The sequence below is a fragment of the Providencia sp. PROV076 genome, from assembly GCF_028483405.1.
Lineage (GTDB): Bacteria > Pseudomonadota > Gammaproteobacteria > Enterobacterales > Enterobacteriaceae > Providencia > Providencia huaxiensis.
Genome location: NZ_JAMPRR010000019.1, coordinates 144576 through 165868, shown reverse-complemented (window position 1 = coordinate 165868; position 21293 = coordinate 144576). Strand labels below are relative to the sequence as shown.

The 21293-nt window shown below is 38.2% G+C and carries 23 protein-coding genes and 1 pseudogene; 11 read left to right on the top strand and 13 right to left on the bottom strand.

The annotated features are described in order from the left end of the window. Positions 1-56: 56 nt before the first annotated feature. Positions 57-1178 carry a ribosomal protein uL16 3-hydroxylase gene (locus tag PSF67_RS14175; protein WP_231068317.1) on the bottom strand — a complete coding sequence of 374 codons (1122 nt, stop codon included), beginning with the start codon at positions 1176-1178 and terminating at the stop codon, positions 57-59. 409 nt (positions 1179-1587) lie between these two features. On the opposite strand from PSF67_RS14175, the gene PSF67_RS14170 reads away from it, so the two are divergent. The 8 genes from PSF67_RS14170 to PSF67_RS14135 all read left to right on the top strand — a co-directional run bounded on the left by PSF67_RS14170 (position 1588) and on the right by PSF67_RS14135 (position 8921). Continuing rightward, positions 1588-1866: a VF530 family DNA-binding protein gene (locus PSF67_RS14170; RefSeq protein ID WP_102138573.1), complete on the top strand. Its 279-nt coding sequence runs from the start codon at positions 1588-1590 to the stop codon at positions 1864-1866. A 712-nt stretch (positions 1867-2578) separates the two neighbouring features. Further along, entirely contained in the window at positions 2579-3145 is a 567-nt protein-coding gene (locus PSF67_RS14165) for a fimbrial protein (RefSeq protein ID WP_102138572.1), read from the top strand. Positions 3146-3275: 130 nt separating this feature from the next. Further along, positions 3276-5750: a fimbria/pilus outer membrane usher protein gene (locus PSF67_RS14160; RefSeq protein ID WP_272677166.1), complete on the top strand. Its 2475-nt coding sequence runs from the start codon at positions 3276-3278 to the stop codon at positions 5748-5750. Positions 5751-5776: 26 nt separating this feature from the next. Then, a complete protein-coding gene (locus PSF67_RS14155) occupies positions 5777-6511 on the top strand; it encodes a fimbria/pilus periplasmic chaperone (protein WP_311136308.1) in 735 nt (244 codons plus the stop codon). Positions 6512-6538: 27 nt separating this feature from the next. Further along, positions 6539-7021 carry a fimbrial protein gene (locus tag PSF67_RS14150; RefSeq protein ID WP_102138571.1) on the top strand — a complete coding sequence of 161 codons (483 nt, stop codon included), beginning with the start codon at positions 6539-6541 and terminating at the stop codon, positions 7019-7021. Between the two features lie 10 nt (positions 7022-7031). After that, the gene (locus tag PSF67_RS14145) at positions 7032-7535 is read left to right on the top strand and encodes a fimbrial protein (protein ID WP_102138570.1); all 504 of its coding nucleotides are present in this window, start codon (positions 7032-7034) and stop codon (positions 7533-7535) included. Then, positions 7532-8047, top strand: coding sequence for a fimbrial protein (locus tag PSF67_RS14140; RefSeq protein ID WP_272677164.1), 516 nt, complete (start codon positions 7532-7534; stop codon positions 8045-8047). The genes PSF67_RS14145 and PSF67_RS14140 overlap by 4 nt, the downstream gene beginning before the upstream one ends. Before the next feature lie 19 nt (positions 8048-8066). Beyond that, the gene (locus tag PSF67_RS14135; protein ID WP_102138722.1) at positions 8067-8921 is read left to right on the top strand and encodes an MrpH family fimbial adhesin; all 855 of its coding nucleotides are present in this window, start codon (positions 8067-8069) and stop codon (positions 8919-8921) included. Positions 8922-8981: 60 nt separating this feature from the next. Here the strand turns inward: PSF67_RS14135 and PSF67_RS14130 are convergent, their stop codons facing one another. The 3 genes from PSF67_RS14130 to PSF67_RS14120 form a co-directional block, all read right to left on the bottom strand. After that, entirely contained in the window at positions 8982-9311 is a 330-nt protein-coding gene (locus PSF67_RS14130; protein ID WP_272677162.1) for a cupin domain-containing protein, read from the bottom strand. 34 nt (positions 9312-9345) lie between these two features. After that, positions 9346-10653 (bottom strand): MFS transporter, encoded by a 1308-nt coding sequence (locus PSF67_RS14125; RefSeq protein WP_102138567.1) that lies wholly within the window; start codon positions 10651-10653, stop codon positions 9346-9348. A 63-nt stretch (positions 10654-10716) separates the two neighbouring features. Continuing rightward, the gene (locus PSF67_RS14120) at positions 10717-11880 is read right to left on the bottom strand and encodes a mandelate racemase/muconate lactonizing enzyme family protein (protein ID WP_232368172.1); all 1164 of its coding nucleotides are present in this window, start codon (positions 11878-11880) and stop codon (positions 10717-10719) included. A gap of 247 nt (positions 11881-12127) precedes the next feature. Between PSF67_RS14120 and PSF67_RS14115 the strand changes: the two genes are divergently transcribed. Beyond that, the gene (locus PSF67_RS14115; protein WP_102138565.1) at positions 12128-12856 is read left to right on the top strand and encodes a GntR family transcriptional regulator; all 729 of its coding nucleotides are present in this window, start codon (positions 12128-12130) and stop codon (positions 12854-12856) included. Positions 12857-12880: 24 nt separating this feature from the next. Here PSF67_RS14115 and PSF67_RS14110 read toward each other — a convergent pair whose 3' ends face one another. Continuing rightward, on the bottom strand, positions 12881-13414 hold the full coding sequence (locus PSF67_RS14110; RefSeq protein ID WP_102138564.1) for a beta/gamma crystallin-related protein: 534 nt from the start codon (positions 13412-13414) through the stop codon (positions 12881-12883). Between the two features lie 82 nt (positions 13415-13496). Continuing rightward, on the bottom strand, positions 13497-13760 hold the full coding sequence (locus PSF67_RS14105; RefSeq protein WP_102138563.1) for a DUF3811 domain-containing protein: 264 nt from the start codon (positions 13758-13760) through the stop codon (positions 13497-13499). A gap of 156 nt (positions 13761-13916) precedes the next feature. On the opposite strand from PSF67_RS14105, the gene mnmH reads away from it, so the two are divergent. Then, positions 13917-15005, top strand: coding sequence for a tRNA 2-selenouridine(34) synthase MnmH (gene mnmH / locus PSF67_RS14100; RefSeq protein WP_272677159.1), 1089 nt, complete (start codon positions 13917-13919; stop codon positions 15003-15005). A gap of 83 nt (positions 15006-15088) precedes the next feature. On the opposite strand, the gene PSF67_RS14095 is transcribed toward mnmH, so the two are convergent. The 4 genes from PSF67_RS14095 to PSF67_RS14080 form a co-directional block, all read right to left on the bottom strand. Next, entirely contained in the window at positions 15089-15742 is a 654-nt protein-coding gene (locus PSF67_RS14095; RefSeq protein WP_102138561.1) for a LysE family transporter, read from the bottom strand. Positions 15743-15848: 106 nt separating this feature from the next. Next, positions 15849-16313, bottom strand: a complete 465-nt coding sequence (locus PSF67_RS14090) for a YaiI/YqxD family protein (RefSeq protein ID WP_102138560.1) — start codon at positions 16311-16313, stop codon at positions 15849-15851. Positions 16314-16391: 78 nt separating this feature from the next. After that, positions 16392-16883, bottom strand: coding sequence for a GNAT family N-acetyltransferase (locus PSF67_RS14085; RefSeq protein WP_272677157.1), 492 nt, complete (start codon positions 16881-16883; stop codon positions 16392-16394). Between the two features lie 64 nt (positions 16884-16947). Next, positions 16948-18165 carry an MFS transporter gene (locus tag PSF67_RS14080; protein ID WP_166267396.1) on the bottom strand — a complete coding sequence of 406 codons (1218 nt, stop codon included), beginning with the start codon at positions 18163-18165 and terminating at the stop codon, positions 16948-16950. A gap of 111 nt (positions 18166-18276) precedes the next feature. Between PSF67_RS14080 and PSF67_RS14075 the strand changes: the two genes are divergently transcribed. Beyond that, positions 18277-18864: a TetR/AcrR family transcriptional regulator gene (locus PSF67_RS14075; RefSeq protein ID WP_195698711.1), complete on the top strand. Its 588-nt coding sequence runs from the start codon at positions 18277-18279 to the stop codon at positions 18862-18864. On the opposite strand, the gene PSF67_RS14070 is transcribed toward PSF67_RS14075, so the two are convergent. From PSF67_RS14070 to alkB, 3 genes and pseudogenes are all read right to left on the bottom strand, one after another. Then, the gene (locus tag PSF67_RS14070) at positions 18861-19616 is read right to left on the bottom strand and encodes a DUF4184 family protein (RefSeq protein WP_272677155.1); all 756 of its coding nucleotides are present in this window, start codon (positions 19614-19616) and stop codon (positions 18861-18863) included. The genes PSF67_RS14075 and PSF67_RS14070 overlap by 4 nt on opposite strands. A gap of 102 nt (positions 19617-19718) precedes the next feature. After that, a pseudogene (locus tag PSF67_RS14065) lies at positions 19719-20442 on the bottom strand (threonine aldolase family protein). Positions 20443-20636: 194 nt separating this feature from the next. Further along, positions 20637-21272, bottom strand: coding sequence for a DNA oxidative demethylase AlkB (gene alkB / locus PSF67_RS14060; protein WP_272677154.1), 636 nt, complete (start codon positions 21270-21272; stop codon positions 20637-20639). Between the last annotated feature and the right edge of the window lie 21 nt (positions 21273-21293).

The window sequence follows — 21293 nt, the reverse complement described above, 5'->3', positions numbered from 1 at the left end:
TGGGCCGAGACAAAACACCCATTAGCAGGTGTTTTATCTTGTTGGGCAGGTGCGACTTATTCTTCGAAATACCAATATCCTTGATTGATAAATTCGGTTAATTGCGCGATAAAAGCAGGGCTCTCCAGTGCTTCACCGAGTTCATTGATGCCGACTTCCATAAGCTGGCACAATGCATCTGCACCCTTTGTTTCTGTGGTAATCCAGCCTTCCGAATTCACAAAAAAGTGCTCATTGATACGCATCACACGCAAGCCGCTCAGTCGGATCAATTTTTGACCGTCATTTAACACACTTAGCACTTCTTCCGGTTGATATGGCGGATCTGAGGGGGCAATATCCAGCTCATGACGTAGAGTCGTTGCAAAACGGCCTAACCACTGTTCAAAATCATCCGGCTTGTTGATCATTTCAATCATCATGGCTCGTAGACGTTCAACCTCATGAGGTTCCATGGTACCTGTATTTTCAGTCACCGTGAGGTCAGGATCGCCATAATTTATGCCACCCAAATCCTGTTCCAGCGCATAGTCTGCAAAACTGCTCAGCAGATCACGACCAGTCGGCCCGCGAAAGCCGACAGAATAGTTCATGGTATCTTCGAAAGTGAAACCATCGTGAGGGAATCCCGGCGGAATATACAGAATATCTCCTGGTGCCATTTCCACGTCAATAATCGGTTCAAATGGGTCGACATGTAATAATGCCGGATGTGAGCAGAACTGACGCATCGGTAGGGCATCGCCCACACGCCAGCGGCGGCGTCCCATACCTTGTATGATAAAAACATCATAGTTATCAATATGAGGCCCAACACCACCTTCAGGCACTGAATAGGAGATCATCAAATCATCAAGACGCCACTCGGGCAGTACACGAAACGGTTTCACTAGTTCGGCCGCTGGTATATGCCAATGGTTGACCGCTTGCACCAATAGTGACCATCCTTTTTCGCCTAGTTCGCTGAAATCTTCAAACGGGCCGTGACTCGCTTCCCATTTATTATCAATAAAGCTGACTAGGCGGCTGTCAACTTCCGACTCCATGGCCAAGCCAGCCAGTTCATCCGGTGTGATAGGGTCGACAAAATCAGGAAATGCATTTTTCAATACAACGGGTTTTTTCTGCCAGTATTTTTCTAAAAATTCAGGCCAGTTAAGATTCAGTTTGTAAGCCATGTGACCACATCTATATGAGTAAATTAGCCTGTAATTATAGAAGCAATACACCGTCATATTCTTGTTTGGTATCAAACGTCGGTCAATAACTTTTGTGGGAATACCTGTAGCATATTACCAGAATTCATTGGCTATCTTATGGCTCATAGAATTCATTGAAAAACGAAAGATTTATGAAGTCAAACTGAGTTTAGAACCCAAAAAGAACCAACACGATTAACCAGCCAGAACGCTGGTTTTCTTCATTTTACACTTAAGTTCGCATAATGCATATTATGTTAAATAGAATGTCAGAGCAAAAATAGGCCTTGCTCGTTCAGTCATTGCTAACACCCTATTGACTTAGATTGGTATTCAGCTTATTTATATGCGCTTAATAATAACCTGCCTATGCTTCGGATGTGCCGTAATGAGTGAATATAAATCAAAAGACCCTTTACATGGGGTTACACTAGAAATGCAAGTTAATGCATTGGTTGATAGATACGGTTGGAGCCAACTTGGACGCATTATAAAAATAAACTGTTTTAACAAAGATCCAAGTATTAAATCTAGCTTAAAGTTTCTTCGTCGCACACCATGGGCAAGAACTGAAGTTGAGTTACTCTATTTGGATATGATAGAAAACAACTCGATTGATAATACGGGAGCATATTCTAATGACCCATGGTGTAATTCGCGACGTTAAAAGCAAAGATAATTATACCAAGGAGTCTCACTCCAAACGGGATATTAGTGACCTCGCCTCATCAAGGTGATCTTCACTAATAAATTTTTTTGGTTATTTATGATGATGCTCACATGCAATTAGGTAATAATACTTATTATAATTTCAAATTAATTGAAAATTAAGTTATAACCATAGGCTTCGATTTCTCTATCATTAAGAAATGTCTTATATTTAGGAATGAAAGCTGTACCGGAAATATGAATTAATTCCCTTCAAAAAAATCACCTACACTTAATACCTATTCTTCGCGTATTAATCATTCCTACTACTCAACACAATTACCTTTATCGATTTCATTTCCAGCAATTGCATTACTCAAAATTGCAGTAATAAATATAAATTTCATATTAAAACTGTAACAAAATGAAAGTAAGTACTTTCCACTATTAAAAAATTTAAATTTTAAAACATTTATAAAAATAATTAACAATTTGATTTAAAAGATAATTTTAATTCATGCTGGATGTTTTTTAGAAGAAATGAATAATAACCTATCAAAAAATACAATTTTAATAGGAGACACTGCCTTTACTTAGCATTAGTGTATGTATACTATTTATACATGCCGATTAGTCAAATGATAGTTATTAATTCTATTCTTTCCCTGATTAAAGAGATGATTCTATATTTTATTAAAATCCATTTTTTATATTTACTAGAGGAATTACCTATGAAACTTACAAAGTCAGTTATAAGTATAGCATTGACAAGTTTAATAAGCTTTAGTGCTTTTTCTGCTCCTATTAATCATGGTAGTGGTAAAGTTACATTCACCGGAAGTATTATTAGTGCCCCCTGCTCTATTGATCCAGCATCATTAGACCAAACAGTAGATTTAGGCCAGGTTGCTGATTCTGTATTAAGTAATAATGGCAAATCAGATGGTCAATCTTCACCAGTAATGTTTGATATTAAATTAATTGATTGTACGTTAGAAACTGAGCAATCCGTTAATGTCACTTTTAGCGGTGCCGCTGCAACAAATGATCCAAAGTCATTATTAGCAATTACTGGAACGGCTTCAGGTGCAGGAATTCAAATAGTAGATAGCAATAACTCACCTATCGTTTTAAATGAAACCACTAATTCTAGTCATAAATTACAAGAGCAAACGAACACATTGCAGTTTGCGGCATACGTTAAAGGTTTAGGTACTCCAACGGGTCAACAAGGTCCAGTGGAAATTGTACCTGGCGAGTTCCAAGCAGTAACAGATTTCGTGCTTTCATATAATTAATTTAATTATCGATAGCAATAAGCTGAGGTAATGACAACCCGTTGCCTCAGCTTAATAAGATAAAGGCATTAGAATGAAGAAAAATAACATGATATTTTCTGTGCTTTTTGAAAAAAATTACGCTGCTATTATGAAAAAAGTAATTTTGTCATTTATCATATTACACAGTTTCATCTCATTTGCAGATGAAGATGATATTCAATTCAACATTAATATTTTGAATGCCGAAGATAGAGAAAACATCAACTTAGCGGTATTCTCTCGTGATTTATATATTGTTCCTGGCGTTTATCCGTTAAAAATTTATATCAATAACACACACTTGCCCGAAGAAAAAATCCATATTGTAAGCTTAGATGGTGAAAAATCAGAAGCTTGCTTAACCCCTGATATTGTTGAAAAATTCAACCTCAATAAATCAGCATTAAGTTCATTGGAATGGCAAAAAGTCGATGAGCTAACCTGCTTATCCATAGCGAGCTTATCGGGAATGACTGCAAAACCTGAGCTATCAAATAACTCATTAACAATCAATATTCCCAAAATGTACCAAGAGTATTCAACATTTGATTGGGAGCCTGCCTCACGCTGGGAAGATGGTATCACTGGCGTTATTTCGGATTACAGCTTGACATCGCAATATAATCATAGCCTTGGCAACAACTATACAAACGATGCAATATATCTTTCAGGGTTAGGTGTTATTGGCGCTAATTTAAATAGTTGGCGAATTCGTGGGCACTGGCAAGGAACCTATAACCATATTCAAACCAATAAAGCTGATGATTTAAAAGAGCTAAAGTGGAATAATATTTATGCATACCGTGCAGTAAGAGGCTTAAAAGCAAAACTAATTGTTGGTGAAGATTATTTACAGTCCGATTTGTTTGATAGCTTTAAATATACAGGTATAGCTCTGCGATCTGATGACAATATGCTTCCACCCAATCTACGCTCTTATGCTCCAGAAGTCACTGGCTTTGCAGAAACAAATGCGATTGTTAAAATCAGCCAAGATGGGCGCATTATTTATGAAAGTCTAGTACCCGCAGGGCCATTTAGAATTCAAAGCCTGAATAGTGGTATTTCAGGAACCTTACAAGTAGTAGTTGAAGAAAGTGATGGGCGCATCTCGGAATTCGAAGTTGAAGCGACAAATGTCCCCTTTTTGTCTCGCCCCGGAACGATTCGTTATAAAATAAGTACAGGTAGACCAACAGATTTAAGGCACCATATTGATGGCGACCTATTTGCGCAGAGTGAAATATCTTTGGGGGTAAATAATGGTTGGTCTCTTTTTGGGGGAGCAATAAATAGTCATGACTACAATGCTTTTTCTATTGGTATTGGTCGCGACTTATCTCAATTTGGTGCAGTATCAACCTCTTTAACTCAATCTATTTCATCAATAAATTCTGAATCAACACATAAAGGGAAATCGATTAAAATCGATTATTATAAAAGCATTCAAGAACAAAATAGCCAGTTGATGTTATCGACACAGAGAGTCATTGACCGTGAGTTTATGACCATGGCAGACTTCATTAATTATAATAATGACCACGAATTTATTTACACTGGCTTTAATAAAAACTTGTATACCGCTTCAATGAGTAAAAATTTTACTGATTGGCGTTCATCGATGAATTTAAGCTATAACCACCAGACTTATTGGAATAGGCCAAATAGTCATCGATATAACCTAACATTTTCAAAGTACTCAGATACCGATATGTTTAGTAATGTCGGCCTATCCATTAATATTTTTAGCAGTAAAATGCAGAGTTACCGTGATAACGGTGCATACATGAGTATTTCAGTTCCTTTCTCCAGTGGAACAAACATTAACTACTCAACGTATAACGGAAAGAATGACAATACAAATAAACTGACCGCAAATACCCGAATTGATACAAAAAATAACGCTTCTCTCAGTGTCGGTAACAACAGGCATAGTGCTTTACTTAGTGGATATTATTCCCATAAAGGGAACAATACTGATTTTAATTCAAGTTTTAACTATATTAGTAATAGTTCAATAAATGTTTCATCGACATTGCAAGGTGGAATGACATTAACAAGTTATGGATCTGGTTTCCACCCTATCACTGCATTAGGCGGAACCCGTATTATTGTTGATACAAACGGTGTTAAAGACGTTCCTATTAAATATAATGGTAGCCATATACGTTCCAATTATTTTGGCACAGCAATTGTGCCTGATTTAAATAGCTACTATAAAAGTAACTTAGTTATCGATATTAACCAACTCCCTAAGAATGTTGAAGTTGCTGAATCAGTAACACAATCGACGTTAACAGAGGGTGCAATTGGTTACCGCAACTTTGATGTCATATATGGTTTAAAATTAATGACGGTAGTACGACTAAAAGATGGTAGCTATCCACCTTTTGCCTCAGATATTAAGAATAAAGATGGAAAGGTTACTGGTATTATTGGTGACCAAGGTGAGGCATATATTGGAGGGATCCGTGCTGGAGAGACAATGAATGTTTCATGGCAAGGTTCTGAGTGTGTAATTCAATTTCCAGAAAATATTGAAGAACACAATGTTTATGACAAATTATTATTATCCTGTAATTAATAAAAACTCATTGAAGGTAATCAATCATGATGAAAAAAATATCCGTTTTTTTATTAAGTAGTTTAATGGCAGCTCAGGCGTATTCAGCTATTTCAATGGACAGAACCAGAATTATTTTTGATGGAAATAATAACTCAGTGTCATTAACTGTAAGTAACAAAAACCCTCAGTTACCTTATTTAGCCCAAGGGTGGCTACAGGATGCTAAAGGTGACAAACTCACATCTTACTTCACTATATTACCACCCATCCAACGTATAAACGCAGGACAAACAAGTCAACTACGTATTGAATCTTTACCTGATATAGGCAAATTACCTCAGGATAGAGAAAGTTTATTTTTCTTTAATTTACGAGAAATTCCACCAACAAGTAAAAAAAGTAATGTATTACAAATTGCACTTCAAACACGAGTCAAATTATTTTATCGCCCTGCTTCACTAGTCATGGATTCAACCGAAATGAGAAATTCTCCATGGCAAAACAAGCTTATCTTGATTAAAAAAAGTGATGGTGTTTATGCAAAAAACCCAACACCCTACTTTATTATTTTAAATAGCATTAAAAAGAGCCAATCGGCAGAAAAATTAGCGGGTTTTACAGTAACCGATGTCGAACCTTTTGCAGAGAAAAAATTATCAATTAGTGCCGAACAACTCGGAACAGCCCCTATTATTAATTATATCAACGACTATGGTGGCCAAGTCTATTTACCCTATAACTGTTCAGCAACCCAATGCCAAACACAACAAATAAAGTAATATTCTTTACAAAAGATGGGTAACATAATGTTTAAAATATCAAAGTTTCTATGCTTCAGTTTATTGTTATTTATATCGCTCTATGCATGGGCTGATGGCAAATTTGTAACAGTAAAAGTGAATGTGTTATCCGGTGGTTGTGTTTTAAACGATAATGAAGCAATTTTTGTGGATTTTGGTGATGATATTGTCATATCTCAAATAGATTCTGGGAAGTACATAGAAGTCATTGATTATGACTTATATTGCGATTCTAATTTTGATGAACTATATCTCATTTTTGATGGTGTTCAAGGTGAAACAGCAAACAGCCTTGATGTCGCAGATACACCTGGGCTTAATATCAAATTATTTATTGATAATAAACCTATGGTGATAGGAAGTCGTTATTACATAGATAATGACTCAAACTTACCTGCCTTAACTGCTGAATTAGCATTAGCAAATGGAATTCGACCTGTTGGTGGCGAGTTTTCTACGGCCGCGACACTTACTGTGGGATACCACTAGGATATTTATTATGAGAACAAGACACTTTTTATTACCGTTATTTATCATCGTAATAAATACGGCATCGGCAGTACCCGTTAATTTTAGTGGGCGTTTAATTGAGGGCGTGCCTTGTGTTATCAACAATAACCGCCCTATTGATATTGATTTTGGGGATGACTTAGTTGTAGCTCTCGTGCCCACAAAAGATGGGAAAACCTACATTCAAGACATTGATTTTGAATGGGAATGCAATGGAATTTCGTCTGGAACTGATGTCATTTTTAGCTTTGATGGGGCTCCCTCTGATTTTGACAAAGACCTATTGGCAATTAATGAGCAAGATGATATCGCATTACAACTTTATCAAGGTTCTAATTCATTAAAGATAAATTCAGATTTTTCATATACTTATCATTCAGATCACGATACGCCAGACCTAAAAGCCAGCTTAGTGAAGAGCAGTTCAAGCTCAGCACGTGTACACGCAGGAGCATTTACTGCAAATGCCACACTAACGGTAGCATACCAATGAAAAAACAAGTATTTACCCTACTGTGTTTTTTAACGGCAAATATCGTATCAGCCGACCAAGTTAATTTTTCAGGTGTACTGAGGAATGCCATACCCTGCAATATTAATAGTGACTCCGATTTAATTGTACCTTTTAATGAAATCAGTGATAAAGATCTCTACAAAAAAAAAGATGTCATGCAACCATTTGATATCACTCTCTCTGATTGTGAATATTTACCTGACTTCTCCTACTCGATGGCTTTCACTGGAATCGAAAACTCTAATATCAAAGGTGCTGTAGCAATTGATAGCGATAACGGAAGTGCAGGCTATGGCATCAAATTAATGAATGAGCATGGTGAAGTACAATTAAATGAACATTATCCATTACAAATAGATACTAAAAATGGTTTTCCCACCATCATTGCCTTTAAAGCCTATATTTTAGCTGAAGAGGACGCTATTAATAATAAAAGTATTCAGCTTGGTGACTTCACAGCTACAACAACTTTTAATATTTATTATGCATAACACATTTTATAAGAATATTATGAAAAAATTTATTTTTGCTATTTTACTGCTTGTTTCACCTTTAAAAGGTGCTCATGCCGAATTTGCTGCTCAAGGTGAGTTCGTTGCTGATTATGGTGCATGGATCGAAGCTAGGTATATTCTACGTGGTGATCTAGAACATGATAATCGTCCAATGGCCATGCAGGCTTCTGGTTCCTGCCCTTGTGACATTGAACTCGGTTCATGGGGAACCTATGCTGATGGTAGCTATGGTGCAGGAAACTCGCACATTGTCAGTTTTGATACCCATTCCGTTAGATTGACTGAAAGAAATTCCTGGGATGAAAAACCCGTCACCTTTAGCGAGGTTGCCAGAGCGCTAGAAAAAGGCAATTTATTGAATAGAAAAATACAAGGCCGTTGGCAGTTTTACCCAAGAAAGCCAGGAGTAGGCTTCTGTTTTAATTTAGGGATCTTATATCGACAAAAGATGCAAATAGCACAAACAGCGAATAATCCAATTATCTTGTGCTCTCCATTAACTCCAACTAATATTAACTGTAACATTGAAGGGCCTGATTATTTAGATCATGGCACATTATCTAATAGCTCACTAAATGGTAATAAGGTATCTACTGATTTTCGAGTGAGCTGTACAGAAACAACAGATGTAAAAATTACAGCGATAGCTGGGCTTGATGGCGATAATGTTATATTTATTGCAGATGGCCTGGAATCAGAAATTAATATTGATGGTTCTCCTGAAACAACGCTACATGTTGATGCATTTAGCCAAAAACAGTTTCAGGTTTCTAGCCAATTAATTAAAACAAAAGATATTCCACCAAATGAATATTCAGGAATATTCCTTTTATCTGTTGAAATACCATAATCAATAAATGAAGAAAAGCGGCTAACAGAACGTTGCCGCTTGATAATACAGTGAAAAATTTTAATTCTCTATAAGAAAGTCCTTTCTCATCGGGACAAATATATCTAATATTTCCCCGCTCTCTAAACATTCACATTGGTGTTTTTCATTAGATGGAATATAAATAACATCACCACTATTGACTCTATTTTCTATTAAACCAACACGGTAATTAAATGAGCCAGATACGATATAACTCATCTGTTCGTGAGGATGTTCATGTAGTTCACCAACTGTTCCTGTTGTTAGCAATACCTTTGCTATCATCATGTTTTCACTACCATGAAATATTTTCCGTGATGTTCCAGGCGAAATATTCTTGGCATTTATAGTCTTATCGAAAATAAACATTACTTGAATTCCAACGTTTTTGTTCTGCGGTTATTTATTTTATATTAATGCACTTTTCTTCATTACTTTCGATGGGAACAATAGGCTTAATATCTCTTAACATAATTAAATAAACCAAAGCTCCGATAGCACAAGCAATCCCAGAAACAATTAAGGCCCATATAAATGATCCCGTAGCTGCAATAATATACCCTGTCACTATTGGGCCTAATATTCCACCGCAATTAGATACGGCACTTTGCATGCCGCCTAATACTGAAGTCATATTGCGTGGAGCAACATCTCCTGGTAAAGACCAAATGGCAGATGCGGCAAATGCAAGAGCTGCGTAAGATAAACATAATAATGTCATCATTAACGTAACTGATTCAACTAAGCCTGAAAATGCAATACTCGTGGCAATTAACATTCCCCCTACAATCGGAATTTTACGTGCAAGGCTGACATTATTATATTTGATAAATAAATAGTCAGTAACCCAACCGCCCAACCATTGCCCTGCAATACCACATAATGGTGGAAGCATTGCTGCAAAACCCATTTCTTCAAGGCTCATCCCCCGCTCCATCATTAAATAAGCGGGAAACCAAGTAATAAAGAAATAGATAGCATAATCCAACATGAAAAAACCAATACACATTGCTTGAACATTACGATAGCGAATTAATTGGTACCATTTCATTGGTTGGATATTATCGATACCCTCTTTTTTAACTTGTCCTTCTCTAATATAAGCAAGTTCTTCAGCACTAATTTTAGGGTGTTGTTCAGGATCGTGATAAACCTTAAGCCAAGCAAATACCCAAATAATACCGAGGGCTCCACAAATAATAAATGCCGCTTCCCAACCCCATTTAGCAATAATCCACACCACTAATGGCATAGCAAAAGCAGTACCAAATTTTGAGCCACTATCAAATAATGCCGTGATCCTACCGCGTTCTCTATCCGGGAACCATTTTGCTGCAATACCACTATTACACGGATAAGCCCCTGCCTCTCCCATTCCCATTAAAATACGCGTTGAAATAAAACTCAACGGTGTTTTAGCTAATGCTGTTGCTGCGGTAGCTAGTGACCACCATAATACAGACCCTGCCAATGTTCTTCTTTGTCCATATTTATCTGCAATAAAGCCAGCCGGAATTTGGCAAAGAGCATAACTAAGAAAAAAGGCAGACATAATCCACCCCATCATTTCTGGGGATATTTGTAACTCTGCAGAGATCGTTGGTGCTGCTGCTGACATCACCGTTCTATCAAGATAATTAATAACAATTGCGAGTGTCATTAAAATTGCTATCGAAAATCTGACTTTTGTACCTTTATTTTTATATTTCATAGTAACCAGACCTTTATATAAATGGAGGCCAGAAAGAGGCTTCTTTCTGGCTAATAACTTTAGTTACTTAAATAAACGTTCAGGATTTATCGTGAATTTAGCGAGTTTCTCGATATCCAACTCAATACCCAGACCTGGTGTATTAGGTATTGTGAGGTACCCTTGTTCATCAACTTTGAAAGGCGTTTTAACGATGCCATCAATATATTGGCTACCACCAATAAATTCGACATAATCCACTTGTGGGAAAGCGGCCGCCATTTGTAAATCAGCAGCAAGCCCCATTGCGGTATTCCAGCCATGGCCAACATATTTCACGCCAAACTCATCCGCTAGCCACGCGATTCGGCGTTGTTCAGAAATTCCGCCTACCTTCGTCACATCCGGCTGAACAATATCAAACGCTCCTTGCGATAACCATGGCAAAAAAGCCTGACGGCGAGTCAATACTTCACCACCAGCAATCGCTACAGGGCTCTCTTTACGCAGTACTTTGAAATCTTCAATATCATCAGGCCGCAAAGCTTCTTCAAACCAACCCACCTGATATTCAGCTAACATATGTGAGGTTTGGATTGCCCATTTTAAGCCATTCGGCCAATATGCATCGCTCGCTCCTGCATCAACAAATAGTTGGGAATCTTGCCCTGCAGCATCCCTTGCAGCTTCGACAATTGCACGGTCTAATTGTTGATCATTACAGCGGCCAAAAGGTCCCCAACCTATTTTAAATGCTTTAAATCCTAATGATTTATATTCTAGGATCACCTTGTGCATAACATCTGGTTTTTCCATCAGCAACGAACAGTAAGGTTGGACTTTTGACCTATAGTTACCACCTAATAGCGTACTCACCGGCAGCCCTGTTGCTTTACCTAAAATATCCCACAGTGCAATGTCGATCCCGCTAATTGTGTGTGTAAGAGTTCCTCCACGACCCATCCAAAAAGTATTCTGTCTTAACTTTTCAGATACTCGCTCTGGTTGTAACGCGCTTTCACCAATACATAAAGAAGCTAGCACTGGGATAGCTGCCTCAACCAAGCGACCATCAGTAAATACACTGCCATAGCCTGTAATACCTGCGTCAGTATGAACCGCAATGATGGCATGAATAGGATCTTCTGGTTTTATTTCATTTGACCAGCCCCCCTTAGGGCTTTCTCCAAATAGTGGAACTGCAACAATCTCAGTAATTTTTATGTCTTCCAATCGTTTATCCATCATTTTTTCCTTCACTTTTCTTTCAATAACGGCTTATCAATTGGGTGCATTAAACTAGATTGTAAGATTGTATACAATATTCAATCGTTCTAATTGTGATCTGCATCGAGTTTGGTCTAAATAACGTATGACTGTTATTTCTATGTTTTTTGTGGTCTATGATTTGATGATGTGATAATTTTATTAGAACAAAATTTGAATATCTAAAATCATTACTATTTGATTAATAAAAATTTTATAGGCATTTACGATGACTGATAGTAAAAAAAACCTTTTTTTAGGTGGGACGGCAAAAAATGATTACTGGCAGCCTATTAAAGCAAGAACACTGACTGACGATGTGGTTGACAGGTTAGTTGAAGCCGCCACACGTGGCTATATTTTGCCTGGTGATCGTATTGTCGAGAAAGAAATTGCGGAAAAAATGAACGTAAGTCGAGTTCCTGTTAGGGAAGCCCTTCGAGTTCTCGAAAGCCAAGGTATTGTTATCAATGAGCCTTTTAAAGGTATTCGTATGGCTCCAGTTTCGGAAGAACGCCTTGATGAGCTTATCGAAGTACGGGTCTTATTAGAATTACATGCTATTAGAAGGTTTATTTCTCAGAAAAAGCATTTAGATAAGCAATGCATTGACGAACTAACCGAATGTATTAACCAAATGACCAAAGCTGCGACACTCGAGGATAACTATCTTTTCTCTCTCAGTGATGTCCATTTTCACCGTACATTGTGTGAACTAAGCGGTAATAAAACATTAACGTCGTTATGGGAAAATGTAGCAAAACAGCTCACTATTATTATTGGCATATCAACATTCACTAAGCCAATGGAAGAAATTACCCAAGAACACCATGTGTTGCTGGATAAAATTTGTACGGGTGATTTACCACTTTTAGAAAAAGAAATTAAAGAGCATATCCGCAATCAAAATAAAAAAGTTAATTTCAATCAGGCCGTCGATAAAAAAAGAGAGCAATAAGGCCAGACACACTGGCCTTTGACGTTATTGCCGTTTAATAATTTTAATTGAGCGGGTTTTTTGGCTATAGCCCAATGTATTGTGCGAACCACCCATTTCGGTATGGTATTTGCCAGTATAATTATCGCCTTCGTAAAAACGTACCATCCAGCCATCAGGGATAGTATAAGAAGCTATTTTATCTGCGAAATGGTGGCGGGAAAGATACGGAATATCATCAAATACTTCAATATAATCGCCCTTTTGCCACGATTTAGCGTAGACAATCAGACTTTCTTCAATATATTGATCACCAAACGATAATTTGCTGGTACTGCATTTTGCATCTTGAGCTTTACAGAAAATACTGCCTTGCCCTTGTCCTAATTCACAACGCCGAGAGGTTTTGTGTCGCGCAGTTTGTTCAGACATTGCAGCTTCTGCATAAAAGTTAGAAAAAGGAGATAAAGCGCAAACATGCACAACAACAGAATCATTACGGGATGGTTTCCCATGATAATTGGATTTTGCGACAGTTAAGCTACTGAATAACAATAATAATAACGCAATCTTTTTCATTTTTGAGGTCTTTAAATGATTTGAATGGCATAAAATTACAATTCCTTAATACAAATCACTAGCGGAACACTCTGATTAAAAATTAGCGATACCCTCTTTTGTGATTTTGAGAAGACCAACTGTAACTTGCATCACTAGGAACTAATTTATCTTTTTTCTTTTCTGCGCGTAATTTTTTCGCTTGTTTTTCGACTTCTTGAGATATTTCGGTAATAATTTGTTTTCTTACCTTGCTCTGCTCGGAATTTGTTAATTCACGGCCAAGTTTTTTCCTTTCTTGTGCGAGCCTAGTTCGTACTTGGATTTTTTGAGTTTCGGTCATCTCTTGAATCGTTAGCATCTTCATAGTATTACCCCTTACTCACATTAAAATACCTACCAACAATATATCATCATTAAGTAGTAAAATACTAACCATCCTTTTAAACCTAACATTAATGCTAAGCAATGGGATTAAGAGTATAGTAATCCTATTGCAACTTTAAAGAATCTCGCTGTTATTATGGAATTAACCACTTCTTCGCAAAATATTCGCCAAATTTTAATCACTGACACACTACTCATCGATGTCAGAGCGCCTATCGAATTTCAGCAAGGGTCAATGCCTAATGCCATTAACCTGCCTTTGATGAATGATGATGAGCGCGCTGCAGTCGGTACATGCTATAAACAACAAGGTTCAGCGAAAGCCGTTGAACTAGGCCACCAGCTTGTCAGTGGAGACATTAAAATGGCTCGGATCACTGCGTGGAAAGAGGCCTGTAAAAAAAATACTCATGGCTATATTTGCTGTGCACGTGGAGGAATGCGGTCACATATCGTGCAATCGTGGTTAAAAGAGGTGGATATTGAATATCCTCTCATCAATGGTGGTTATAAGACATTACGACAAACAGCAATTGATGCTATCAATGAATTGGTGCAACGCCCTATCATTTTAGTGGGAGGCTGTACAGGTAATGGTAAAACCACCCTAGTTCATCACTTAGCGAACGGAATTGATTTAGAAGGTCTTGCGCATCATCGAGGTTCTTCGTTTGGCCGTACGTTACAGCAGCAGTATTCCCAAGCCACTTTTGAAAATTATTTAGCGGTCAGCTTATTGAAAAAAGCTCAACATTGCCAACGCTGGGTACTGGAGGATGAAGGGCGTGCCATTGGGGCAAATAGCCTACCTCTTGAACTACGTACACAAATGGAAAAAGCGCCCATCGCTATTATTGACGACCCTTTTGAACTACGTCTTGAGCGTTTAAAATATGAATACTTTGACCGTATGACTCAAGACTTTTTAGCAGCTTTTGGTTTTGAACGCGGTTGGCAGGAATATAGCGACTACCTGCACCATGGTTTGTCTGCCATTCGTAAACGTTTAGGATCACAACGTACAATCGAATTGACTCATTTACTTGAGCTTGCTTTAGCGGACCAGAAAATAACTGGCGATACCCGAACACATTTTTCGTGGTTAGTCCCATTGTTGAATGAGTATTACGACCCAATGTATCGCTATCAGTTGAGTAAAAAACAGCAGCGCATCGTCTTTCGCGGTAATTATCAAGAAGTTGAACATTGGTTAACCCATCAATAATCAGTCATTTTTCTACTGTGAATAGCTTCATTTTATTGGGTTTGAGGCTATTTTATTGATTAATGGATCTATCATTAATCAATTTAGAACGGTGATTTTTTTATAACCAGTTCGCTGACACCTTGGTAAATCAGCCTTGTTGCCAATGCCCCTAAAATTACCCCAACGCCTTTACCGACAACTTTATGAACCCGTGAATAAGTTCTACGCACAGAAGTTAAAGAAAATGTTTGGCATAAAATAATTCGCCAAATTAATGACGCAATAACAATACCCATCCAAATGACTAACTTGGCCCATAGTGGTGTTGAAGGCGAAATAGTCGTCGAGAAAATACTCATAAAAAATAAAACCGTTTGTGGGTTTGATAAATCAGAAATCAAGCCCCGCCTAAAATAGACACCTGAAGGAAAACGTTCCATGGTATTTTCGGTGGACAGATTGAGTTGCGTTTTATTAGTGAACACACTTACTGCATAATAAAGTAAATATAAGCCACCAAGGATCTTAATGATTGAAAATAATGAGCCGAATTCCGCCATTAATGTGACCAGACCAAATAAGCCGAGCCCTGAATAAATGGCATTGCCTAACACCACGCCATAACCACAAGTTAACCCCGCTTTTTTACCTGAGCTCAATGTGGTTTGTACCACAATAAACAAATTTGCCCCAGGATTAAAAAAGGTCAGTATAAATAAGAAAAGTGTGATGATAATGCTGTGTAATGGGTCCATCATTTTTCTTCAAAAAATTTAAGGTTACCCATTATAGACACGGTATAGAGTGTAATTCTGTTTTGCTATGCACATTTTCTGAGCTTAAATCAGAAAATGTGCCGACCTATGATGACGCTAATGCTTTTTTACGTTGTAACAACCACTTATCTAACTCATTGGCAAATTGCTGCCTGTCTTTCTGGTTTAAACTTGCGGGCCCTCCCGTTTGGATGCCACTGGCTCTCATCGTATCCATAAAGTCACGAATATTAAGACGCTCACGAATAGTCGCTTCACTATAACGTTCCCCTCGAGGATTTAATGCATTCGCACCCTTTTCCATAACCTCTGCGGCTAAAGGGATATCGGCTGTGATCACTAAGTCATCTTTTTGAGCTCGCAATACAATTTCATTATCCGCGACATCAAAGCCCGCGGGCACCTGCAAAGTTTTTAAAAAAGGTGATGGTGGTACCGTTAAACGCTGGTTTGCAACAAATGTTATTTGCACTTTTTCTCTATCTGCCGCACGGTATAAAACTTCTTTAATTACTTTTGGACATGCATCCGCATCAACCCAAATTATCATTATGACTTCCCAAATAGTGATTATATATAATGAAATATGATACCAGATAACAAAATCACAGGCTTAAGAAAATAGATTTTACAGTTTCATCACCATTTCATGCCACGTCATTCCGCCATGGTCGGATTCTGACGGTCTAACATATTGGTAGCCAAAATGCTTATACAGATCAATATGACGTTCTTTGCACATTAGATGAATTGTTTCTTTATTCATTTCTCTCATAGAATTGATAAACACTTTCATCAGTAAAGATGAATACCCTTTACCTTGGTATTTGGGATGTACTACCACTGACATAATGACGACATTTGGAGCTTGTGGGTCATGTCCAATAAGCTCTTTAAATTCTTCATCGGACATCATAACGTCCCATGCACAACCTGAATTAATAAAGCCAATCACTTCCTCTGCTAATTCCATACATAAAAAACCATCTGGATATTGTTGGATCCGTGTTGCTATCTTTTCTTTTGTTGCGGCTTCATCCCCTTCATAGGATCCGACTTCAATCGCATAACAACGGTCGACATCATCAAGTGTAGCGGCACGAAAGACAGGAGAATGCATTGGATTACCTCATTAAATTATTTTTTATGATTTTATCACTACATGGTTTATTTTTTCGTTGTTTTTAATGGCCATTTTCGCATTCAACTGCTATTTTTTGTTGGGTTTTATCGCGTAAGTAACTCAACCATGTTGAAATTAAAACGAAAATACCACCAGATATCGCAACAGCATAACCGGCATAAGGGCCATAAGTATCCACCATTTTACCCGTTAACATCGCGCCAATAGCAACGCCAATATTTAACCCAGCGAGTAACCAGGTCATTCCTTCTGTCAATTTATTTTGCGGAACAATTTTCTCAACTAATGTCATTGCAATGATCATCGTCGGGGCAAAGAACAACCCGGAAATGAACACCACCACAGATAGAGAATAAACCCCGACGACCCACCACATCGGCACAATAGAAAGAAACGTCATTAAGCCGCTGAGGAATAGTAAGCGAGGCAAAGGCGTGTTAAAGGTTAACCCCCCAAAAACAATCCCCATTGCACATGAACCGACTGCATAGGCCGATAACACTAAACTGGCCATCGCCGGTTGCTGTTGTAATTGAGCCAAAGTAACACTCAAAATATCCACACTGCCGACAATCACACCTAAAGCAATCATCAGTGCAATCAATAACTGCAACCCAACCATTGAAATGATTGATTTATTCGGTATTACAAGATGATCAGATGCTACGACTTTAGGTTCAGTGCTGCGTTGTGAAATAAACAAAGCCATTCCCACGGCTAATAAAACTGCTGCCACCAGCAAGCCTGCTTGGGGAAATAAAGCGACAGTGATCCCGACAGACAACGGAGGGCCAACAATAAAAGTCGCATCATCAAATACAGTTTCTAATGAATATGCCGTTTGTAATATAGGCTGATTTTTGTACAGCGCAGTCCACCTTGCCCTGACCATCGCCGACATACTAGGCATTGCACCCGTCAGCAATGCACCGATAAATAAACCGATATCAGGTAACGATAACCACGTTGTTATGATGATAATAAACACACCGAGCACACTGATAACAGTCACCACTGGCAAGACGCGAAATTGGCCATATTTATCCACTAAACGGGAAATTTGTGGAGATAGCAGCGCATACGTTAATACAAAAGTTGCAGAAACAAGCCCTGCCAAGGTGTAACTCCCTTTTAGCTGTGCTAACAAGGTAATGATCCCGATCCCCATCATCGGTAACGATAAACGCGCCAGTAACCCTGCTATCACAAAGCGTTGGTTTTCTTTTGCCTGAAATAACTGCTGATAGCGACCTATCATATGAGCTCCAATATGAAATTTGATTATACATACTTTGTGTATGTATAATCATGATATAATCATACACATTGAATGTAAATAATTATACGCCCTGTATGTAAGAGAGTTTTTATGGCAAGAAGAACACAAGCGCAAATGGCAGAAACACGTGCGAATTTGCTAACTACAGCGCGAGAGCACTTTAGCCGGCTTGGTTATGCAGAAACTTCAATGGATGAAGTTGCAGCAAGTGTCAATCTCACACGTGGTGCCCTTTACCACCACTTTGGCGACAAACAAGGCTTATTTACTGCCGTTGTTGAGCAAATCGACTCACAAATGAATGCACGTTTACAAGCAATTACTCACCATACTGAAGACCTATGGAACAGTTTTTGTCAGCGCTGTCATGCTTACTTAGAAATGGCATTAGAGCCCGAATATCAACAAATTATTTTGCGTGACGCGAAAGCCGTATTAGGCGATTTCTTAGCTAAATCAAACTTGCAATGTACCGAACAGATTGAACGTTTACTCTATGAGCTCGCCAAAAAAGACATTATTAAAGATATTGATACCCACGCATTGGCTTTTTTGATTAATGGAGGTCTCGCTGAAGCGGCCTATTGGATTTCACAAGGTGATAGCCAACAGCGATTAAAGAAAAGTATCGCTGCCATCGATATCATGTTATCAGGGCTATTACTCACGAAAGGCTAACTCTGCATTGCCTTTCGCTGGCGCTGATATTTTATCAGTGCAAACAATATACTTGCTGTAAAAAAAACAGGCACTAGCAGTGTCAGTTCTAAATATACAAAGCGATTAAAACTAAGCGCATCCCCTTTCATGGCTAAATTATAAGCAAATGGTAAGGAAACACACGCTGAAATAATGACAATCTTGAGCAATACCATTAATTTTTTCGCATACTGTTGCTGCTGAACTGCAGATTGCCGACGGTAGAACTGCTTGTATTTTATCAACAAGTACAACGCCCCCAATAAAGAGCCAAGGTGTTGTAGTAATTTATAAATAGCAATTTCTTGGCTATCTGTCATGTTAAATACGACAAGCTGCAAGAATTCAGCGTGCCGAACAAAAGCCCCCGACTGATGAGTAAAAGCATCCCAGATAATATGGCTTGCGGCACCAATATAAAAAGAAAGCACGACAATACAGAATTGTCGAAGTGAGCTTACACTTCTGCTTTTTAGGGGAAATGGCACAGCATAGTGGAGAAAAAAAGCACTTTTTTGTACAAAAATAGTGATGAGTAAACATAATGGTAAGCCAGTATATAACCAGCCTATCAAGTCATGAGCCATAGTCGCTGCCGAGTACCACATCATTGAATAAAATAGATCTGGGCTTAAGCTGCCTAAAATTAAAGCAGGCAAGCTTAAAAAGCGCCCAAATCGACTTTGTTTAATCGGAAAAACAACCGCAGGATGGGAAAAAGTCCAAGGCATGGCAAATTGCTCATTAACGTCATCAATATGCCGCCATCATGATAAATAAAACCCAATAAATATAGGCGAAATATCGGAAATATTTATTGGGATGATAATTACCTAAAGTAAAGCTTGGAAAGTCTGCTTTAATTTATCTACATCTTGCTGAGTTGTTGACCATGAGGTACAAAAGCGAATACAGGTGGTTTCCGGTGTCGGCTTACAAATTAAGCTTAACTGGTAGTGCGTTAATAATTTATTCGCCAATGCATTGGGAAAAATAACAAAAACTTGGTTTGATTCTACAGGCGCAAGAAACTGGAAGCCCTTTTCGGTAAAAAATGAAGCTAATTGTGATGCCATCTCATTAAGGTGGCTTCCCAACTTAAAATACAAATCATCATTAAACAGTGCCAATTTCGGTTGAATTACTGATATAAACAAGCTTAGGCTGGACAGTATGTTCATCACCATGCTCAGATAACACTTTAGTAATATGTGCGGGGGTTAATTTACCTGATGGTGAGTCAATGGTAATGACTTTATGGCCTGTTGCTTCAATTGCCCCCGTTTCGTGGACTGCGATATGGCCACTCTCCACGGTGATCACCGCTTGGTGAGGTCGTAATACATGGGAAATCGTTGACAGGTTAGTAATTGTACCGCCATTAAAGAAATGAACATCAGCACTAGGTTGGCCAATCCTTAATCTAATTTGAGCCGCGACCCTGCTACAAACCTCATCAGTGCCATAACCTTTGAAACGTTTCCCTGATAAATCATTTAAAGTCTGCATAACTGCAGGGTGAGCTATCTCATTATAATCATTTAAAAAGCTATACATTCACTTACCTACCAATACCTAGTTATATTAATTTATAATCATCATTTATAGGTGTATCCAATTTATTATTCAATGATATTTTTTCTATATAAATACCAAATTTAACGATTAATATTATTTAATCTACTGAAATGAAATATTAAGTCATTCATGGTCTATTTAATTGATAAATCGGCATACTGTAAAAGGTGAATTTAGGGTTGAGAACGCCTAAACGTCAAATTATAGCGATAAGGCCCTAACAACGGATGTACACCTGGTTTAATACGACGTACTCCATGATAATTCAGCCGTGACTGGCCTCCCCAGACCAAAACATCCCCATGTTCTAAATAAACAGCGACTTTAGGCGCATCTCGTGTTGCCCCACCAAAATCAAAGGTGGCTGGTAATCCTAAAGAAAAAGAGACAATCGGCTGAGTGAAATCGGCTTCGTCTTTGTCTTGGTGCAATGACATTGCAGCGCTAACTGCATATCGGTTAATTAAGCAGGCATCTGGGATAAAATGATCGAAGCCAGCGGTGCTCGCAGCAGAAATTGCCAATTGAACAAATGGAATAGGCATAGGTTGCCATAGTTCATTAGTGACAGGGTCACGCCTACGATAGCGGTATCCCTTCTCATCGCTTACCCAGCCCCACTCACCACAGTTAGTCATTGCTGCAGACATTTGATAGCCATTTGGGGTTGCCATGTGCCTTAATGGGTTAGCAGCAATAACGTTGTTTAATGACTGCAATAGTGCATCACTTTGCCCCAGTAAAAACCCTTTGAGTAAAAAAGCTTCGGGTGCAATTTGCACCGTATTATCTTCATCAGGAAATAACATATTAGCCACTTATTTATAGAC

What these genes read in the sequence shown, in the direction of transcription:
- mnmH (WP_272677159.1), top strand. Translation starts at nt 13,917, where the DNA reads ATGGAATTAACCACTTCTTCGCAAAATATTCGCCAAATTTTAATCACT.
- PSF67_RS14120 (WP_232368172.1), bottom strand. Translation starts at nt 11,880, where the DNA reads ATGATGGATAAACGATTGGAAGACATAAAAATTACTGAGATTGTTGCA.
- PSF67_RS14130 (WP_272677162.1), bottom strand. Translation starts at nt 9,311, where the DNA reads ATGTTTATTTTCGATAAGACTATAAATGCCAAGAATATTTCGCCTGGA.
- PSF67_RS14125 (WP_102138567.1), bottom strand. Translation starts at nt 10,653, where the DNA reads ATGAAATATAAAAATAAAGGTACAAAAGTCAGATTTTCGATAGCAATT.
- PSF67_RS14145 (WP_102138570.1), top strand. Translation starts at nt 7,032, where the DNA reads ATGAGAACAAGACACTTTTTATTACCGTTATTTATCATCGTAATAAAT.
- PSF67_RS14070 (WP_272677155.1), bottom strand. Translation starts at nt 19,616, where the DNA reads ATGCCTTGGACTTTTTCCCATCCTGCGGTTGTTTTTCCGATTAAACAA.
- PSF67_RS14085 (WP_272677157.1), bottom strand. Translation starts at nt 16,883, where the DNA reads ATGCATTCTCCTGTCTTTCGTGCCGCTACACTTGATGATGTCGACCGT.
- PSF67_RS14170 (WP_102138573.1), top strand. Translation starts at nt 1,588, where the DNA reads ATGAGTGAATATAAATCAAAAGACCCTTTACATGGGGTTACACTAGAA.
- PSF67_RS14075 (WP_195698711.1), top strand. Translation starts at nt 18,277, where the DNA reads ATGGCAAGAAGAACACAAGCGCAAATGGCAGAAACACGTGCGAATTTG.
- PSF67_RS14160 (WP_272677166.1), top strand. Translation starts at nt 3,276, where the DNA reads ATGAAAAAAGTAATTTTGTCATTTATCATATTACACAGTTTCATCTCA.
- PSF67_RS14135 (WP_102138722.1), top strand. Translation starts at nt 8,067, where the DNA reads ATGAAAAAATTTATTTTTGCTATTTTACTGCTTGTTTCACCTTTAAAA.
- PSF67_RS14150 (WP_102138571.1), top strand. Translation starts at nt 6,539, where the DNA reads ATGTTTAAAATATCAAAGTTTCTATGCTTCAGTTTATTGTTATTTATA.
- PSF67_RS14110 (WP_102138564.1), bottom strand. Translation starts at nt 13,414, where the DNA reads ATGAAAAAGATTGCGTTATTATTATTGTTATTCAGTAGCTTAACTGTC.
- PSF67_RS14155 (WP_311136308.1), top strand. Translation starts at nt 5,777, where the DNA reads ATGATGAAAAAAATATCCGTTTTTTTATTAAGTAGTTTAATGGCAGCT.
- PSF67_RS14175 (WP_231068317.1), bottom strand. Translation starts at nt 1,178, where the DNA reads ATGGCTTACAAACTGAATCTTAACTGGCCTGAATTTTTAGAAAAATAC.
- PSF67_RS14115 (WP_102138565.1), top strand. Translation starts at nt 12,128, where the DNA reads ATGACTGATAGTAAAAAAAACCTTTTTTTAGGTGGGACGGCAAAAAAT.
- PSF67_RS14140 (WP_272677164.1), top strand. Translation starts at nt 7,532, where the DNA reads ATGAAAAAACAAGTATTTACCCTACTGTGTTTTTTAACGGCAAATATC.
- PSF67_RS14105 (WP_102138563.1), bottom strand. Translation starts at nt 13,760, where the DNA reads ATGAAGATGCTAACGATTCAAGAGATGACCGAAACTCAAAAAATCCAA.
- PSF67_RS14165 (WP_102138572.1), top strand. Translation starts at nt 2,579, where the DNA reads ATGAAACTTACAAAGTCAGTTATAAGTATAGCATTGACAAGTTTAATA.
- alkB (WP_272677154.1), bottom strand. Translation starts at nt 21,272, where the DNA reads ATGTTATTTCCTGATGAAGATAATACGGTGCAAATTGCACCCGAAGCT.
- PSF67_RS14080 (WP_166267396.1), bottom strand. Translation starts at nt 18,165, where the DNA reads ATGATAGGTCGCTATCAGCAGTTATTTCAGGCAAAAGAAAACCAACGC.
- PSF67_RS14095 (WP_102138561.1), bottom strand. Translation starts at nt 15,742, where the DNA reads ATGGACCCATTACACAGCATTATCATCACACTTTTCTTATTTATACTG.
- PSF67_RS14090 (WP_102138560.1), bottom strand. Translation starts at nt 16,313, where the DNA reads ATGATAATTTGGGTTGATGCGGATGCATGTCCAAAAGTAATTAAAGAA.